We start from the raw sequence: 17,078 nt of genomic DNA, 5'->3' as shown, positions 1-17,078 counted from the left end.
GGCCTTCACGCAGTGAAGCTCAATGCGCGATCGGTGCGGCGGCCGGTGGCGCCACCGCGGCCGTGGCGGAGAACTTGCCGCCATACGGCAACACCTCGCCGGCCAGCTTCGGATCGGCCTTGACCAGGCCGACCGCGTCGAACAGGATGTGCGCGGTTTCGTTGAGCTGCACGTCCTTCGCCTTCTTCGCTTCGCTTTCCTGCTTGAGCTCGCTCTTCAGGCTGCGCTCGTTCGCGTTGAGGCCGTCGTCGAGGCTGCTCTGGTCGTCGCCCAGTGTTGCGTCGGTACCGTCGATGGCCTTGTGCCGTGCGCGGAAATCGGACTGGATCGCATCCTGCTGCTTGCGCTCGGCTTCGCGCGTGGCGAAGTTCAGCGAGATCGAGGTCTTGGCGCGCATGGTCTTGTATTGCGCCAGCTCGTCCAGCATCAGTTTCCACGCCGGCGACTTCGCCGCGCGCTGGTCATGCAGCTGCACCAGCTGCGGCAGATAGGCATTGAGGTTCGCCACGGGCTGGTAGTCGGCCGGCGGAATCTGCGTCCACTTCAACGCGTTGTCGTAGGTCGACTCGCCGAAGTCCTTGTCGTCGCCGTTCTTCGGGAAGGCGATGTCCGGCGTCACACCCTTCAGCTGGGTGGACCCGCCGTTGATGCGGAAGAATTCCTGGATGGTCATCTTCAGCTCGCCGAGCTGCGGCTTCTCGCTGTCGCTCTGCGAGAAACGATCCAGATCGACCAGGTTCTGCACGGTGCCCTTGCCGAAGGTCGGTTCGCCGACGATCAGGCCGCGGTGGTAGTCCTGGATCGCCGCGGAGAAGATCTCCGACGCCGACGCCGTGCCGCGGTTGACCAGCACCGCCAGCGGACCGCTCCACGCCATGCCCGGGTCGTCATCGCCCTGCACTTCGACCTGGCCCTTGGAGTCGCGCACCTGGACCACCGGCCCCTTGTCGATGAACAAGCCGGTCAGCGAATTGGCCTCGGCCAGCGAACCGCCGCCGTTGTTGCGCAGATCGACTACGACGCCCTGTACGCCGGCGGTCTTGAGTTCGCCCAGCAGCTTGGCCACGTCGCGAGTGGCGCTCTTGAAGTCCTTGTCGCCCTCGCTGCGCGCGCCGAAGTCGGAATAGAACGAGGGCAGCTCGATTACGCCGATCTTGCGGGTGACATCGCCGTCCTTGATGTCGATGACCTTCTTCTTCGCCGCCGAATCCTCGATGCTGACTTTCTTGCGCACCAGCGTGACGATCTCGTGCTTGCCGTCCAGGCCGGCATCGGCGGGCAGGATCTCCAGCCGCACGGTGGTGTCTTTCTTGCCGCGGATGCGATTGACCACATCGTCCAGCCGCCAGCCGATCACGTCGGTCATCGGACCACTGTCGCCCTGCCCCACCGCCACGATGCGATCGCCGGCCTTGAGCTTGCCGGACTTGATCGCCGGACCGCCGGGCACCAGGGTGAAGATCATCGTGTAGTCGTCGCGCGCCTGCAGCTGGGCACCGATACCTTCCAGCGACAGCTTCATCTGGATGTCGAAGTTTTCCGCCGCACGCGGGCCGAGGTAGTCGGTATGCGGGTCGGTGGTTTCGGCGTACGCGGTCATGAAGGTCTGGAACGCGTCCTCGCCATCGAGTTGCTTGACCCGCTCGATGTAGCCGGCATAACGCTTGTCCAGCGTCTTGCGGATGTCGTCGTCATTCTTGCCGGCCAGCTTCAGGCGCAGCCAGTCGTTCTTGGTGCGCTGGCGCCACAGCTTGTCCAGCTCGGCCTGGTCTTTCGGCCAGTCGGCATGGTCGCGATCGAACGTGTAGTTTTCATCGACGGAAAAATCGAAGCCTTGCTTGAGCAGGCCGCGCGCATAGGTCATGCGTTCGACCGCGCGCTGCACGTACAGGTTGAATACCGAGAACGGCGCGGACAGGTCTTGATTCCAGATCGCGTCGTCGAGCTGGGTCTTCAGCGGCGCGAACTTCGCCATGTCGACCTGGGTGAAGAACACTTTCTCGCTGTCGAGCAGCTTGAAGTAGGCGGTGTAGATGCGCGCCGACATCGCATCGTCGAGCGGCTGCGCGTCGTAGTGGAAGCGGGTCAGGAAGCGCGCCGACAGCTGCGCGGCCTGCGCCTCGCTGGTGGTGGAGGTGAGCGGCCAGCTGGCCGCCTTGCGGCCCGTACTGCCGGCACCGAGATCGGCCGCCGACTGCGCGGAGGCGCAGGTCGCGGTGACGAGGGCAAGCAACAGGACCAGTGCAGGACGAAATTTCATGAAGGCTCTCAAGCTGACTCGGTGACACCGGCTGCATGGGCTTGCAGGTCGGCGTGATAGGACGAACGCACCAGCGGGCCGGAGGCGACGTGATGGAAACCCATCGCCTCACCGGCTTCGCGCAGCGCCTCGAATTCTTCCGGAGTCCAGTAGCGCACTACCGGGTGATGGTGGGGTGTGGGCTGCAAGTATTGGCCAATGGTGATCATCTCGACGTCATGAGAGCGTAAATCGCCCATGGTCTCGATCACCTGATCCCAGGTTTCGCCCAGGCCCAGCATGATGCCGGATTTGGTCGGCACCTCCGGATGCTGCGCCTTGAAGCGCTTCAGCAAATCCAGCGACCACTGATAGTCCGCGCCCGGGCGCACTTCGCGATACAGGTGCGGCACGGTTTCCAGATTGTGGTTGAACACGTCCGGCGGGAAATCCTTGAGCACTTCGAGCGCGCGCTCCATGCGGCCTTTGCCGCGGAAGTCGGGCGTGAGGATCTCGATCTTGATGTTCGGGCTGGCATGGCGCGTGGCGCGGATGCACGCCGCGAAATGCTCGGCGCCACCGTCGCGCAGATCGTCGCGATCGACCGACGTGATCACCACGTACTTCAGGCGCATGTCGCGGATCGTCTCGGCCAGCCGCGCCGGCTCCAGCGGATCGGGCGCGACCGGGCGGCCATGCGCCACATCGCAGAACGAGCAGCGGCGCGTGCATACCTCGCCGAGAATCATGAACGTCGCAGTGCCCTTGCTGAAGCATTCGTGGATGTTCGGGCACGACGCTTCTTCGCATACGGTGACCAGCGCGTTCTCGCGCAGGCGCGCCTTCAGCTGCTGCACGGCGTTGCCTTGCGGCAGGCGCACGCGGATCCACGACGGCTTGCGCAGGATCGGAACGGCAGTATCGAAGCCGGCACGATTCAGCGCGATCTTGTCATTGCCGATCTGCTTTTCACCGGCGGGCGCACCGCTGACGACGGTGATCGGAATGACTTTGGAAGAAGAAGTGGAGATTTCGCTCATGTAGACAGCTCAGACCGCTGCACGAGCGGGGAGTTCGGGTAAAACGGGGGCAGCTGGCTCGGCAGCAAAGCCGAACTGGCGGCAGAACTCCTCCACCAGCACGTTCTCGACCGTTGCCAACTGCGACGGGCCGCCCAAGTCTAGCAGCTGTGTGACCGCCAAACCCTTGTAACCGCAAGGGTTGATGCGATGAAACGGCTCCAGGTCCATGGCCACGTTGAAGGCCAGCCCATGAAAGCTGCAGCCGCGCCGCACGCGCAATCCCAGCGCAGCGACCTTGGCGTCCGCCACGTATACGCCGGGCGCACCCTCGCGCCGCACCGCCGCGACGTTCCAATGCGCCAGCGTATCGATCAGCGACTGCTCGATCCTGGTCACCAGCTCGCGCACGCCGACGCCGATCCGGCGCAGGTCGATCAATGGATAGCCGACGATCTGGCCGGGACCGTGATAGGTCACCTGACCGCCGCGATCGACCGGCACCACCGGGATATCGCCCGGTGCCAGCACGTGCTCCATCTTGCCGGCCTGGCCGAGGGTGAACACCGGATCATGCTCCAGCAGCCACAGTTCGTCGGCGGTATCGGCCGTGCGGTTGTCGGTGAACGCGCTCATCGCCTTCCAGGTCGCCTCATACGGCTGGCGACCAAGACGGCGAATTTTCAGCGGCAACGACATGACATCAGACCTTGGGAACGCAGTACGGGGAACGTTGGGGTATTTGGCGAGCGATCAATGGCACCACGGCGACCCGGGAGCGGTCACCTTCAGGTTGCGGGAAGACTCGCGCTCCCCGCACTTCACAGCGTGTAACGGATATCCGGACTCGCGCGCAGTGCGGCATGGGCCGCTTCGTACTGTTCGCGGTTCTCGCAGCGAAAGCTCACCGTGACCGAGACGAAGTTGCCGGCACCGGAATGCCGGTGCCGCACGCTCTCGTGCAGCACATGCAGGCCGGCACGCTCCAGCAGCTGCGGCACGTGGGTCGGCAAATTCGCACTGGCGCTGCCGACCGCCGTGATCTCGAACTCGCCGGGAAACTGGAAGCCCTTGCCGTCCTGCTTCGCTTTGGTGAAATCGATCGGTTGCATTACTTCGCGTCCGTACTCTTGGCCGGCGCCTCCGCAGCGGCCTTCTTGTCGCCGTGGAACCACAGCATGATGCTGTCCCACAGGCGCGAGAAGAAGCCGCCCTGCGGCGCGTCGTTCATGGCGATCAGCGGCACGCTCTGCACCGGCTGGCCAGCCAGCGTGATGCGCAGCGTACCGACCTGCTGACCCTTCTTGAACGGCGCGATCAGCGTGGCCGGAATGTCCATGGTGGCTTTCAGCTGGTCGTATTGGCCGCGCTTGACGGTGACCAGCACATTGTCGGCGACACCCAGCGGCAACTGGTTCGTCGCGCCTTTCCACAGCCGCGGCGTGGCCAGCGGCTTGCTGTTGTCGTACAGCTTGTGAGTCTCGTAGAAACGGAAGCCGTAGCTGAGCAGCGCCATCGCCGAATCGGCACGCGCCTTCTCGCTGCTGGCGCCCATCACGATCGCGATCATGCGCGCCTCGCCCTGCTTGGCCGAGGCAGCCAGGCAATAGCCGGCGCCAGCGGTGTGACCGGTCTTGATACCGTCCACGCTGGGGTCGCGCCACAGCAAGGTGTTGCGGTTGTGCTGCTTGATCCCGTTCCACTCGAACTCCTTTATCGCGGAGATCGCGTAGTCCTCGGGAAAATCCTGGATCAGCGCGCGCGACAGCATCGCCACGTCATGGGCGGTGGTGTAGTGGTTCGCGATCGGGTAGCCGGAAGCGTTCTCGAAGTTCGAGTTCACCATGCCGAGCTGCTTGGCATACGCGTTCATCAAGCCGGCGAAGGCCTGCTCGGAACCCGCGGTGTGCTCGGCCAACGCGATCGCGGCGTCGTTGCCGGACTGGATGATCAGGCCGTACAGCAGATCCTTCAGCGGCACCTGGCTGTTGAGCTTGAGGAAGCTGGTGGAACCGTCGGTGCCCGCACCGCCGCCGCGCCACGCATTCTCGGTGATGGTGACCGGATCGGTCATGTGGACCTTGCCGTTGGCGACCTCGGCCGAGACCACGTAGTCGGTCATGATCTTGGTGATGGAGGCGGGCTCCACGCGCAGGTCCGGCTCCTTGCTGGCGAGGATTTGTCCGGTGGCGTAATCCATCAGCACCCAGCTCTTGCCGTCGACATCCGGCGGCGGCGGCACCGGTGCGTCAGGCACCACCGGGCGCGGCACCGGCGACGGACGCGGCGGTGTCTGGGCGACGGCAACACCGACCAGCAACACGGCGGCGGCGAACGGAATCAAGCTACGGCGGAGGAAATTCATCGGGTTGTTCTGTCCAGTCTCTGAATATCGGCATCGCGGGTGCCGACGTGATTAAAAGGGGTACGCAAATCCTGCTCAGTCTACCGCGACCTGAGGCCGCGGCAGACCCATGCCTTCGATCCGGGCGCTGACCTGGTCGGCGCGATCCACATCGGCCAGCGGCCCGACCCGCACCCGCCGCACGCGGCGGCCGTTGACGTCGGCGTCCATCACCTGCACGTCGCCGAGATTGGCCTGGCGCAGGCGCTGGGCGAGCCGCTCGGCATTGTCCGCATCCGAGAACGCGCCCACTTGCAGGTAGATGCCAGGGTGTTGGGATGTGACCACAGCCGGCGGCGGCAGTTCCTGCGTAGAATTTCCCGGATCGATGCCACGCACCTCGACCAGCCCGGTGCCTTTGGGCCAGATGCCGATTTTCACGGCGGCCGCGTAGGAAAGGTCAATCACCCGGTTCTGGTGGAACGGGCCGCGATCGTTGACCCGCACGATCACGCTCTTGCCGTTCTCGAGATTGGTGACGCGCGCATAGCTGGGCAGCGGCAGCGTGGTGCTGGCGGCGCTGAACCCGTACATGTCGTAGGTTTCCAGGCTGGAGGTCTTGTAGCCGTGGAACTTGTTGCCGTAGAACGAGGCGATGCCGCGCTCGTCGTAGTCGCGCGCGCTGGGCAGCACGTTGTACGTGTGCCCCAGCACGGTATACGGCGACTTGTTGCCGTACAGCGAACGCGGTTCGACCTTCGGCACCGGTTCGATCAGCTTGCTCACATCCGGCACGTCGTCCGGCACGCTGTCGCTGCCGTCGCGATAGCGGCTGTCCTGCGACCTGCTGAGGTCGTCGCGAAAACTGTCGCTGCCCGCGGCGGTTCCTGCCCGGCTCGGCCGCTGCCGATCGCTGGCGCCATGATAAGGCTTCGTCCTCGCACCGCCGCAGCCAGTCAGCAGCAACATCATGGCCAGCAGCAATACCGCCGCCCCCGGCAGCCTCATGGTGCAGCGTCCGCCTGGGCCACGCCGGCGGCGATGGCGCCCGCCAGCTGATCGACCGCCATCGCATAGAGCGGACTGCGGTTGTAGCGGGTGATCACATAGAAATTCTGGAAGGTAAACCAGTACTCCGGACCGTTCGGGCCTTCCAGCGTCTGCAAGCTGCTGGGTTGCGCCGGCGACAGCGGTTGCAGCGGCGCATAGCCCCACGCCTCGAGCTGCTCCAGCGGCCATTGCGGTGTGGTGTCCTCCACCGCGATCGGTCGCGCCGCGGCATCCGGCTGCGCCCGCGCCGCCACCGGATCGGCGCTGATCCAGCCGTGCTTCGCGAAGTAGTTCGCCACGCTGGCGAAGATATCCGGCAGCGAATTCTGCAGGTCGATGTGGCCGTCCTGATCGGCGTCCACCGCGAAGTCGCGGATGCTGGTGGGCATGAACTGGCCCCAGCCCTGCGCACCGGCATACGAGCCGGTGAGCGTATCGACCGGCCCGGCCAGATGGTTGTCTGGCATTTCCAGCAGCTCCTTCAGCTGCTCGCGGAAGAACTTGGCCCGCGGCGGGTAGTACAAACCCAGCGTGACCAGCGCGTCGAGCACCTTGTACTTGCCGGTGATGCGGCCGTAATTGGTTTCCACGCCGACGATGGCCACGATGTACTGCGGCGCCACGCCGTACTGCTTGCCGATCTGCTCCAACATCGCGCGATGCTCGCGGTAGAACGCGATGCCATCGCTGATGCGCTTGTCGGTCATGAAGATCGGCCGGTAATCCTTCCACGGCTTGCTCTCGGCCGGACGACTGATCGCATCGAGGATGCTTTGCTGCATCTTCGCGCCGTCGAGCAACCTGTTCAGCGCCTGCGGGTCTTTGCCGGTCTCGCTCGCCACCTCGCGCACCAGCTCAGCCTGACCGGGATGGGTCGCCGCCAGCGCCGGCACAGCCACCCCGAACAGGCTGAGGATGGCGAGAAAACAGGCCGCGCGCGGCGCAGGAGTGGCTGTCATGTGCAGGCTTCGCTCGCAGAAAACGATGTCATCGAAAGCCTAACACGCACGCCGGGGCAACTTCGGGCCGCACGCGGGCAACGCACTGGCTGTGTTCACAGGTGCGTCTTGCGATTGGCGTGGATCGACATCAATACACCGAAACCGACCAGCAGCGACACCGCCGAAGTGCCGCCGTAACTGACCATCGGCATCGGCACGCCGACCACCGGCAGCATGCCGGCGACCATGCCGCCGTTGACGAACACGTAGACGAAGAAGCTCATGCCGATCGCGCCGGCAAGCAGACGCGAGTAAGTGTCGCGCGCCTCCATCGCGATCCACAGGCAGCGGCCGATGATGAACGCATACAGCACGAACAACGCGCATACGCCGACCAGCCCGAACTCCTCGGAAAACACCGCGAAGATGAAGTCGGTGGTGTGTTCGGGCAGGAAATCCAGCCGCGACTGCGTGCTGTGCTGCCAGCCCTTGCCGAAGATGCCGCCCGAACCCACGGCTATTTGCGACTGGATGATGTGCCAGCCGTTGCCGAGCGGATCGGATTCCGGATTGAGCAAGGTCAGCACGCGATCGCGCTGATATTGATGCAGGAAGTGCCAGCCTACCGGAATCATGCCGCCGACCGCGCCGATCAGCACGCCGATCCGCCACCACGCCATGCCGGACAGGAACAGCGCGAACGCACCGGCGGCGCTCACCAGCAGCGCCGTACCGAGATCCGGCTGTTTGGCGATCAGCGCTGCCGGTATCGCGATCAGCAGGCCGACCACGGCGATGTCCTTCCAGCCCGGCGGCAACTGGCGCGGATGCAGGTACCAGGCGACCATCATCGGCATCGTCAGCTTGAGCAGTTCGGACGGCTGAAAACGCATCACGCCCAGGTTCAGCCAGCGGCTCGCACCGCGGCCTTCGCCCAGTACCGCCACCACCACCAGCAACAGGGTGCTGCCGGCATAGAGCCATGGCGTCCAGTTGCGCAACGTCGATGGCGGGATGCGCGAAATCAGCAGCAACAGCACGCCGCCCAGCACGAAGCGCGCGGCCTGGCCGCCGACCAGCGCGAGACTTTCGTCGCCGGCGCTGTACAGCGTGATCAGGCCGACCGTCGCCAGCGCGAACAAGCCGAGGGCCAGCGGAAGGTCGATCCGCGGCCGGGTCATGATGCGGCGCAGGAAGCGGCGCAGACGCACTTGCATGGCCCCGATCATGGCGTCTCTCCGTCGCTGCTGGTCGCTTCGTCGCTGCTGGACGGCTCTGCCGGCAGGTCTTCGGCAGGCACGGCTTGATTCCCCGGCGACGGCGACGACGTGGCCGGATTGGGCAGCGATGTATCCACCGGTTGCACGCCGCCCTTGGCGACTACCCAGGCATCAAAAATCTTGCGCACGATCGGCCCTGCATCCAGGGCGCCCCATGCTCCTGATTCGAGGAGGACAGCGGCGGCTATCTGCGGATCGTCCGCAGGCGTATAGGCTTCGAACCATGCGCGATGGCGCGTCGCCAGATAGGCCGTGTTCTTGTTCGTATCGTAGGCCTCCGACTTACGCGAGAAACGCTCGGCGGTACCGCTCTTGCCGGCGATCAGATACGGGAAGCCGTCATTCAACTTCGCATCCTTGCCGGTACCGCTGGTAATCACCGCCCGCATGCCTTCGTTGATCACATCCCAGTCAGAAGCTTTGCGGATCAGCGAGGGACCTGAGGGCGGATTGGCCAGTGGTTGAGGTTGTGCTTCGGCGACTGCCTTGGTGGCCATCACCAGCCTCGGCTGGTAGGGCACGCCGCGTCCAGCGAAGGTGGCCACGGCATGGCCGACCTGCAATGGAGTCACCGCCCAGTAGCCCTGCCCGATACCGGCGATCACGGTTTCGCCGGGAAACCAGCCGAACTTGCTGTGCTTGGCCTTCCACTCGCGCGAGGGCAGCACACCTTCGGACTCGCCGAGCAGATCGATGCCGGTCTTGCCGCCGAAGCTGAAGCGGCTCATCCAGGCGCTCAACCGGTCGATGCCCAGATCGAGCGCCAGCTTGTAGAAGTAGGTGTTGGTCGATTTCTCGATGGCACGCACCATGTCGACCACGCCATTGCCGCCGCGGTCATCGTCGCGATAACAGCGCGTCTGTCCGGGCAGACAGAACTGACCCGTGGACAGCACCGTATCCCCTGGCCGACGTATGCCGTACTCGAGTCCGCCCAACGCGAGAAACGGCTTCACGGTGGAACCGGGCGGATAGACGCCCTTCAGCACGCGGTTGACCAGCGGTTTGGCCGGATCGTTGGTCAACCCGCTGTAGTCGGCCTGACTGATGCCGTTGACGAACAGATTGGGATCGAACGTGGGCACGCTGACCATCGCCAGTACCTGGCCGTTGCGCGGATCGATCGCCACGGCGGCGCCCGGTCGACCGGCGAAGGCCGCTTCGGCAGCCTTCTGCATACGCACATCGACGCTCAAGTACAGATTCTTGCCAGGTATGGGCGGGTACGTCTGCAATACGCGCTGGGTACGCCCATCGGCATTGACTTCCACCAGTTCGTAGCCCGGGGTGCCGTGCAGCACATCCTCGTAAGATCGCTCGATGCCGCTGCGACCGACATGGCTGGTGCCTTTGTAACGCGCCGGATCAAGTCGGTCGAGGTCGTCGGCGTCGATGCGGCTGACATAACCCACCACATGCGCGAACAGTCCACCCAGCGGATAACGCCGGGTCAGGTAAGGCACTACATCCACACCGGGAAAACGCCAGCGGTTCACCGCGAAGCGGGCGATCTCGTCTTCGGTCAGGCGCATCTTCAACGGCACGCTGTCGAAGCGCCGGCTCTGCGTGAGCTGCTTCTTGAACGCGTCCAGATCGTCCTGACCCAGCGGCACCACATTGCCCAGCTCGACCAGCAGGGCCGGCATGTCCTTGACCTGCTCGGGCACCACTTCGAGCCGGAACGCGGGTACGTTGTCGGCCAGCATCACGCCGTTGCGGTCGTAGATCAATCCGCGGGCCGGAGGAATCACCCGCGGCTTGACGCTGTTGCTGGTCGAGCGGGAGACAAACTCATTGTGGCGCGTCACCTGCAGCGACATGTAACGGCTGACCAGCAGGCAGAGACCGAGCAGAAGCAGCACGAAACCCACCACGGCGCGGCGCCGGAACAATTCGCTTTCGCCGCGCGGGTCCTTGATCGATCGCCGGATCTTCATGTCACTGGATCATGTCTTATTGAATCCGCAGACGTGCGCGCAGGTCGTCGAGCAGCAGGAACAGGAACGGCCACAGCGCCGCACCGACGAACGGCGCGATCCACCAGCTGGCCGGCGGCAGCGACGCGCCGGCCAGCACGCGCACGATCAGTACCAGGATGCGGTCGTTCAACAACAACGCCAGCACCGCGAGGGTCTGCTGCCACATCGGGAAGAAACGCAGCCGCGAACGAAAGCGCAGCGCGATGAAGACCAGTGCGCACAGGCGCAAGGCCTGTTCGCCAAGCACCACGCCGTTGAGCAGATCCGCGCCCAGTCCCACCATGAAGGCCAGACCCAGATTGACCCGGTCCTCCGACTCCAGCGACCAGTACAGCAGGATCAGTGCCGGCCAGTACGGCTTGAACGGCTCCAGTACACCGGGCAGCGGCACCAGCATCGAGACCAGCGCAAACGCCAGCGTGCCGATGAACCACCACAGGCTCAGACGCTGCTTGTTCATCGCGGCACCTCGCCGGAGGCCGGCGTTGTCGCCGACCGGACGGTCGAGGTTGTCGCCGGCGCCGCGGTTCCGTTCGACATCAGCTCGCGGGGTGGGCCCATCGGTTTCACCAGCGCTGGCGGTCCATCCGGCTCGGCCTGATCGTGCAGAAGCAACACGTCCTCGCTGCGGTCGATATCCGCCGCCGGCCGCGCCAGCGCTACTTGGAACATGCCGGTGGCTGCCGGCGCCACCGAAACGATCTCGCCCACCGGGAAGCCCGGCGGAAAACGCCCGCCGAGGCCGGAGGTAAGCAGCTTGTCGCCTGCGCGCACATCGGTTGCCAGGGGAATATTGGGCAACGCGAGCTGATCGCCATCGCGCGAGCCGTAAGCCACGGTGCGCAAACCCGAGCGCTCGATCACCACCGGAATGGCGTGCGCCGGATCGGTGATCAGCATCACCACCGACGTCGTCGGCAGCACCTCCTTCACCTGACCCATCACGCCATGCGCGTCGATCACCGGTTGCCCCGGCTTGACGCCGTCGCGGGCACCCATGTTCAAGGTCAGCCGGTATCGGTAAGCACCCAGATCCACGCCGATCACGCGCGCCAGTTGCACGTTGAGCTCCAGGCTGTGCTGGGTATCGAGCAATTCCTTCAGGCGCTGATTCTGTTCGGCGACCGCGGCCATTCGGTTCAATTTGGCGTTGGCCAGCAGCAGATCTTCGCGCAGCCGCTGATTCTGCTCGGTCAGCCGCTGGCGATCGGCAAACGCCACGCTCATGGTGCGTATGCCTTCGGCCGGCAAACCGGCCAGCCGATACACCGGCTCCACCACTGCGGACGCGCCGTAGCGCAGGTGCCACAGCCAGCCGTTGCGATGGTCGAGCACCATCAGCACTACGGCCAATGCGAGATAGACAATCAGCCGCAGCGTGCCGGCCGCATTGCCGGCGAACAGAGGCGAGGATTCGTCGCGCGTGCGCGCCATGGCCGCCCCTGATTAGCGTGGGTTATTCGGGCGCGAAGAAGTCGCTGCCGTGCTGATCGATCAGCTCCAGCGCCTTGCCGCCACCGCGCGCCACACAGGTCAGCGGATCGTCCGCCACCTGCACGTGCAGGCCGGTCTCCTCGGAGATCAACCGATCCAGATCGCGCAGCAATGCGCCGCCGCCGGTCAGCACGATGCCCCGCTCGGCCACGTCGGAGCACAGCTCCGGCGGGGTCTGCTCCAGCGCCGATTTGACCGCGGCCACGATGCCGGCGAGCGGCTCGTGCAGCGCCTCGAGGATCTCGTTGGAGTTGATCGTGAACATGCGCGGCACGCCTTCGGCGAGATTGCGGCCGGAGATCTCGATCTCCTTGACCTCGCTCTGCGGGAATGCGCAGCCGATCTGCAGCTTGATCTTTTCGGCGGTGGATTCGCCGATCAAGGTGCCGTGGTTGCGCCGAACGTAATTGATGATGGCCTCGTCGAAGCGATCGCCACCAACGCGCACCGACTGCGAATAGACGATGCCGTTGAGCGAGATCACCGCCACTTCGGAAGTACCGCCGCCGATATCCAGCACCATCGCACCGCGCGCCTCATGCACCGGAATGCCGGCGCCGATCGCCGCGGCCATCGGCTCCTCGATTAGGAACACGTCGCGCGCACCGGCACCTTCAGCCGATTCCTTGATCGCACGGCGCTCGACCTGGGTCGAGCCGCAAGGCACGCAGACCAGCACACGCGGGCTCGGCCGCAGGAAACGCGACTTGTGCACCTGCTTGATGAAGTGCTGCAGCATCGCCTCGGTCATGGTGAAGTCGGCGATCACGCCGTCCTTCATCGGACGCACCGTGGCGATGTTGCCCGGGGTGCGGCCAAGCATGCGCTTGGCGTCGCTGCCAACCGCGGCAATGGTACGCGGACCACCGGGACCACGATCCTGGCGAATCGCCACCACCGACGGCTCATTCAGGACGATGCCCTGGCCGCGCACATAAATCAGCGTATTGGCTGTGCCGAGGTCGATGGAGATGTCGTTGGAAAAGATCCCGCGAAACTTCTTGAACATGGGTCCGCCGTGGGTCGGCTTGGCTAAAAAGTAAGCTCGCCAGTCTAGTCAGCGTGACCCGCATGCGCAAGGACAATAACGTTAAGAAATCCTTTCACAACACTGCCCTAAGCACATTTCCTGCGCCTCGAAGTGAGCTGTGCATGCCGGCAGGAAGTCGCCAACGCGGACATATGGCGGTACGATTCCACCCTTTGACCGCAGCATTCCGGTTCGGCCATCGCCGATCAGGGCACGCGCGGCCTTGCCACCTTGCCTGGGGACTCCCGCACATCATGCCTGCCGTCATCTGCGGATCGCTGGCCTACGACACCATCATGGTGTTCCAGGACCAGTTCAAGAATCATATCCTGCCCGATCAGATGCATATTCTGAACGTGTCGTTTCTGGTCCCGCGGATGCGTCGCGAATTCGGCGGCTGTGCCGGCAATATCGCCTACAACCTCAAGCTGCTCGGCGGCGATCCGCTGCCGGTGGCTGCCGTGGGCCAGGATTTCGCGCCGTATCGCAAGCACCTGGAGCAGTGCGGCATCCGGCTCGATTGCGTGCGCGAGTTCGACGACCAGTTCACGCCGCAATGCTTCATCACCACCGACCTGGACAACAATCAGATCACCGCCTTCCATCCGGGCGCGATGTCCAGTGCACAGGAAAACCACGTGCGCGACATCCCGCAGATCGACATCGCGATCGTTGCGCCCGACGGCCGCGAAGCGATGCTGCAGCACGTGGACGAGTTCGCCGAGCGCGGCGTGCCCTTCATCTTCGATCCGGGCCAGGCGATGCCGTTGTTCAGCGGCGACGAATTCCGCTCGATGATCGCCAAGTCGACCTATGTGATCGTCAACGACTACGAGTCGCAGCTGCTGCAGACGCGGACCGGCTGGAGCGCCGCCGAGATCGCCGCTAAGGTGACCGCGTATGTCGTGACCCAGGGGCCACGCGGCTCGATCATCCACGTCGACGGCGAGACCCACCACATCCCGCCGGCACGCGAACGCCAGATCGTGGATCCGACCGGCTGCGGCGACGCGTATCGTGCCGGCATGATCTTCGGCATCATGGGCAACAAAGACTGGCCGACGGTCGGCCGCATGGCGTCGCTGATGGGCGCGCTGAAAGTCGAACATCCCGGCACGCAGAACCAGCGCTTCAGCTACCCCGAGTTTGCGGCGGAATTCCTCGACCAGTTCGGTTACGCGCTGGATTGACCGTCGCGCCAGCGACTGGACCGCGAGGCTCCCTACGACGGGAGCCTCGTTCGTATCAGTCGACGCGAAAGCCGATGGTCGCGTTCACTGCGTTCTGCCAGCCGCGATACAGGCGTTGCCGGGTGGCTTCGTCCATCGCTGGCTGAAAGCGTCTATCCATCTGCCACAACGCCGCGATCTGTGCGCGGCTTTCCCAGAATCCCACCGCAAGTCCCGCCAGATAGGCCGTACCCAGCGCAGTGGTCTCGGCCACGCGCGGGCGCAGCACCGGCACGCCGAGCATGTCGCTCTGGAACTGCGCCATGAAGTCGTTCGCGATCGCACCACCGTCGGCGCGCAATTCCCTCAGCGGAATGCCGGCGTCCGCCTCCATCGCGGCCAGCACATCGCGCGACTGGTAGGCCATCGACTCGAGCGCCGCGCGCACCACATGCTCCTTGCGGGTGCCGCGCGACAGGCCGAACATGGCGCCACGCACGTCGCTGCGCCAGTAAGGCGCGCCCAGCCCCACGAACGCCGGCACCAAATACACGCCCTCGCTCGAAGGCACGCTCTCCGCACAGAGCTGCGAATCGCTGGCCTGCTCCAGCATGTGCAAGCCATCGCGCAGCCACTGAACTACGGAGCCGGCGACAAAGATGCTGCCTTCCAGCGCGTATTCGACCGTGCCTCCCACGTCCCAGGCGATCGTGGTCAACAGGCCATGTCGTGATGGCACGGCCCGCGTTCCGGTATTCATCAGCATGAAACAGCCGGTGCCGTAGGTGTTCTTGGCCATACCCGGTTCAAAGCAGGCCTGGCCGAACAAGGCCGCCTGCTGATCGCCGGCCACACCGCTGATCGGTATGCCTGCAGGCAGGCCCGGCAATGCCGCGGTATGCCCGTAGACTTCACTGCACGAACGCACTTGCGGCAACATGCTGCGTGGAATATCCAGCATGCGCAGCAGTTCGTCATCCCAGCATCGCGCATGAATATCGAACAGCAGCGTGCGTGCGGCATTGCTGATATCCGTGACGTGCAGCTTGCCACCGCTGAGGTTCCAGATCAGCCAGCTGTCGATCGTGCCGAACAGCAGATCGCCGCGCTCTGCACGCGCTCGGGCACCCGCCACGTGATCGAGAATCCAGCGGATCTTGCTGCCGGAAAAGTAGGCATCGATCAGCAAGCCGGTTTTTTCGCGCACCAAGGCTGCATAGCCGTCCGCTTCCAGTCGCTCGCAGATCGCCAGGCTCTGCCGCGACTGCCACACGATCGCGTTGTAGACCGGCTGGCCGGTATGGCGATCCCACACCACGGCAGTCTCGCGCTGGTTGGTGATACCTATGCCAGCCAGTTCATTGGCGCTTATCCGTGCCGCGGCCAGCGCGTTGCCGACCGTCTCCAGCACGCTGGCCAGAATCTCCTGTGGATCGTGCTCCACCCAGCCCGGCTGCGGGAATATCTGGTGCAACTCGCGTTGCGCCAAGCCCGCGACGGCACCGGCCTGGTCGAACAGCATCGCGCGCGAGCTGGTCGTGCCCTGATCTATCGCCAGTACGTAACGTTGCACCACGGTACTTCCTTTCGCGCGGACCCGTCGCCCATGAACCCATCGGCGAAGAGTAGTAGCAAGTGGCCGATGCGTGGAGCGATCGCCGTACCTCGACCGTCCGCGTTCAGTGCGCCCCGGCATGCTTGCCGGCGGGCTGGGTCAGCTTGTCTATATACGCGAGCGCCACCGCCGAGACCACGAAAGTCAGGTGCAGCAGGATCTGCCACATGATGGTGTCGCCATCCATGCTGCGCGCCTTGATGAAGGTGGCGAGCAGGTGGATCGAGGAAATGCCGATGATCGCCATCGCCAGCTTCACCTTCAACACGGTGGCATTCACATGCGACAGCCATTCGGGTTGATCCGGATGCCCTTCAAGCCGCAAACGCGAAACGAACGTCTCGTAGCCTCCCACGATCACCATCACCAGCAGGTTGGAGATCATCACCACGTCGATCAGACCCAGCACGGTCAGCATGATCGTCGCTTCGGCACTCTCGGCTCCGCCCGAAGCGTCGATCCCGTTGTGCAACAGCGTGGTTTCCATCAAGTGCCACAGCTCGCGCAGAAACTGCACCACATAAATGCCCTGGGCCACGATGAGGCCAAGGTACAAAGGCAACTGCAGCCAGCGCGAGGAAAAAATCAGGTACGACAAGGGGCCGAGGCGGCCTGGATGGGAAGTCGTCATTCGTGTTTGTGATGGGGGGGATACGGCCGATTTTAGCGAACGTCGCAAAAACTTTCGTTAACGCGAGTCATCATCGCAATATCTTCGCCGTTACCTCGGCAGGCGCATACGAAGGCCGACGTGATCATGGTTCGATTGGGAACTGAGCGTGCTCAAGCCTCTGGCAGTGGACCAAGTCGTCGCGCTCGGCGCTCGTCGCCGCCGTCGTCCAGACAAGAAAAAACCCCCACCGTTTCGGGTGGAGGTTTTTAGGGATAAAGCCCCTGGCGGTGACCTACTCTTGCATG

Annotated in this window: 15 protein-coding genes; 1 reads left to right on the top strand and 14 read right to left on the bottom strand. The window is 64.3% G+C overall.

Annotated features, from left to right (window positions below; all coding sequences use genetic code 11):
• Positions 1–19 precede the first annotated feature (19 nt).
• The 12 genes from BUA26_RS19390 to BUA26_RS19335 form a co-directional block, all read right to left on the bottom strand.
• Positions 20–2,260, bottom strand: coding sequence for a carboxy terminal-processing peptidase (locus BUA26_RS19390; protein ID WP_072762558.1), 2,241 nt, complete (start codon positions 2,258–2,260; stop codon positions 20–22).
• 8 nt (positions 2,261–2,268) lie between these two features.
• Positions 2,269–3,279, bottom strand: coding sequence for a lipoyl synthase (gene lipA / locus BUA26_RS19385; RefSeq protein ID WP_072762557.1), 1,011 nt, complete (start codon positions 3,277–3,279; stop codon positions 2,269–2,271).
• A gap of 9 nt (positions 3,280–3,288) precedes the next feature.
• Positions 3,289–3,957: a lipoyl(octanoyl) transferase LipB gene (gene lipB / locus BUA26_RS19380; RefSeq protein ID WP_072762556.1), complete on the bottom strand. Its 669-nt coding sequence runs from the start codon at positions 3,955–3,957 to the stop codon at positions 3,289–3,291.
• A 122-nt stretch (positions 3,958–4,079) separates the two neighbouring features.
• Complete coding sequence (locus BUA26_RS19375) at positions 4,080–4,370, bottom strand: DUF493 family protein (RefSeq protein WP_072762555.1); 291 nt, start codon at positions 4,368–4,370, stop codon at positions 4,080–4,082.
• The gene (locus BUA26_RS19370; RefSeq protein WP_072762554.1) at positions 4,370–5,623 is read right to left on the bottom strand and encodes a D-alanyl-D-alanine carboxypeptidase family protein; all 1,254 of its coding nucleotides are present in this window, start codon (positions 5,621–5,623) and stop codon (positions 4,370–4,372) included. Before BUA26_RS19370 ends, BUA26_RS19375 begins: the two co-directional genes overlap by 1 nt.
• Positions 5,624–5,698: 75 nt before the next feature.
• Positions 5,699–6,610, bottom strand: coding sequence for a septal ring lytic transglycosylase RlpA family protein (locus tag BUA26_RS19365; RefSeq protein ID WP_072762553.1), 912 nt, complete (start codon positions 6,608–6,610; stop codon positions 5,699–5,701).
• Positions 6,607–7,611, bottom strand: coding sequence for a lytic murein transglycosylase B (mltB, locus tag BUA26_RS19360; protein ID WP_072762552.1), 1,005 nt, complete (start codon positions 7,609–7,611; stop codon positions 6,607–6,609). The genes BUA26_RS19365 and mltB overlap by 4 nt, the downstream gene beginning before the upstream one ends.
• A gap of 95 nt (positions 7,612–7,706) precedes the next feature.
• Entirely contained in the window at positions 7,707–8,822 is a 1,116-nt protein-coding gene (gene rodA / locus BUA26_RS19355) for a rod shape-determining protein RodA (RefSeq protein ID WP_072762551.1), read from the bottom strand.
• Entirely contained in the window at positions 8,819–10,810 is a 1,992-nt protein-coding gene (gene mrdA / locus BUA26_RS19350) for a penicillin-binding protein 2 (RefSeq protein WP_072762550.1), read from the bottom strand. The genes rodA and mrdA overlap by 4 nt, the downstream gene beginning before the upstream one ends.
• 16 nt (positions 10,811–10,826) lie before the next feature.
• The gene (gene mreD, locus BUA26_RS19345) at positions 10,827–11,312 is read right to left on the bottom strand and encodes a rod shape-determining protein MreD (RefSeq protein WP_072762549.1); all 486 of its coding nucleotides are present in this window, start codon (positions 11,310–11,312) and stop codon (positions 10,827–10,829) included.
• Positions 11,309–12,286 carry a rod shape-determining protein MreC gene (mreC, locus tag BUA26_RS19340; RefSeq protein WP_072762548.1) on the bottom strand — a complete coding sequence of 326 codons (978 nt, stop codon included), beginning with the start codon at positions 12,284–12,286 and terminating at the stop codon, positions 11,309–11,311. Before mreC ends, mreD begins: the two co-directional genes overlap by 4 nt.
• A gap of 22 nt (positions 12,287–12,308) precedes the next feature.
• Positions 12,309–13,355: a rod shape-determining protein gene (locus BUA26_RS19335; protein WP_072762547.1), complete on the bottom strand. Its 1,047-nt coding sequence runs from the start codon at positions 13,353–13,355 to the stop codon at positions 12,309–12,311.
• Between the two features lie 275 nt (positions 13,356–13,630).
• Here BUA26_RS19335 and BUA26_RS19330 point away from each other — a divergent pair, with 275 nt between their 5' ends.
• Entirely contained in the window at positions 13,631–14,566 is a 936-nt protein-coding gene (locus BUA26_RS19330; RefSeq protein ID WP_072762546.1) for a carbohydrate kinase family protein, read from the top strand.
• A 55-nt stretch (positions 14,567–14,621) separates the two neighbouring features.
• On the opposite strand, the gene glpK is transcribed toward BUA26_RS19330, so the two are convergent.
• Positions 14,622–16,121 (bottom strand): glycerol kinase GlpK, encoded by a 1,500-nt coding sequence (gene glpK, locus BUA26_RS19325; protein ID WP_072762545.1) that lies wholly within the window; start codon positions 16,119–16,121, stop codon positions 14,622–14,624.
• A 103-nt stretch (positions 16,122–16,224) separates the two neighbouring features.
• Positions 16,225–16,791 carry a TIGR00645 family protein gene (locus BUA26_RS19320; protein WP_072762544.1) on the bottom strand — a complete coding sequence of 189 codons (567 nt, stop codon included), beginning with the start codon at positions 16,789–16,791 and terminating at the stop codon, positions 16,225–16,227.
• Positions 16,792–17,078: the final 287 nt, after the last annotated feature.

The organism is Rhodanobacter sp. OK091, from assembly GCF_900142825.1.
Classification (GTDB): domain Bacteria; phylum Pseudomonadota; class Gammaproteobacteria; order Xanthomonadales; family Rhodanobacteraceae; genus Rhodanobacter.
The sequence above is the reverse complement of the archived record's forward strand: the minus strand, read 5'-3'. Positions and strand labels throughout refer to the sequence as shown.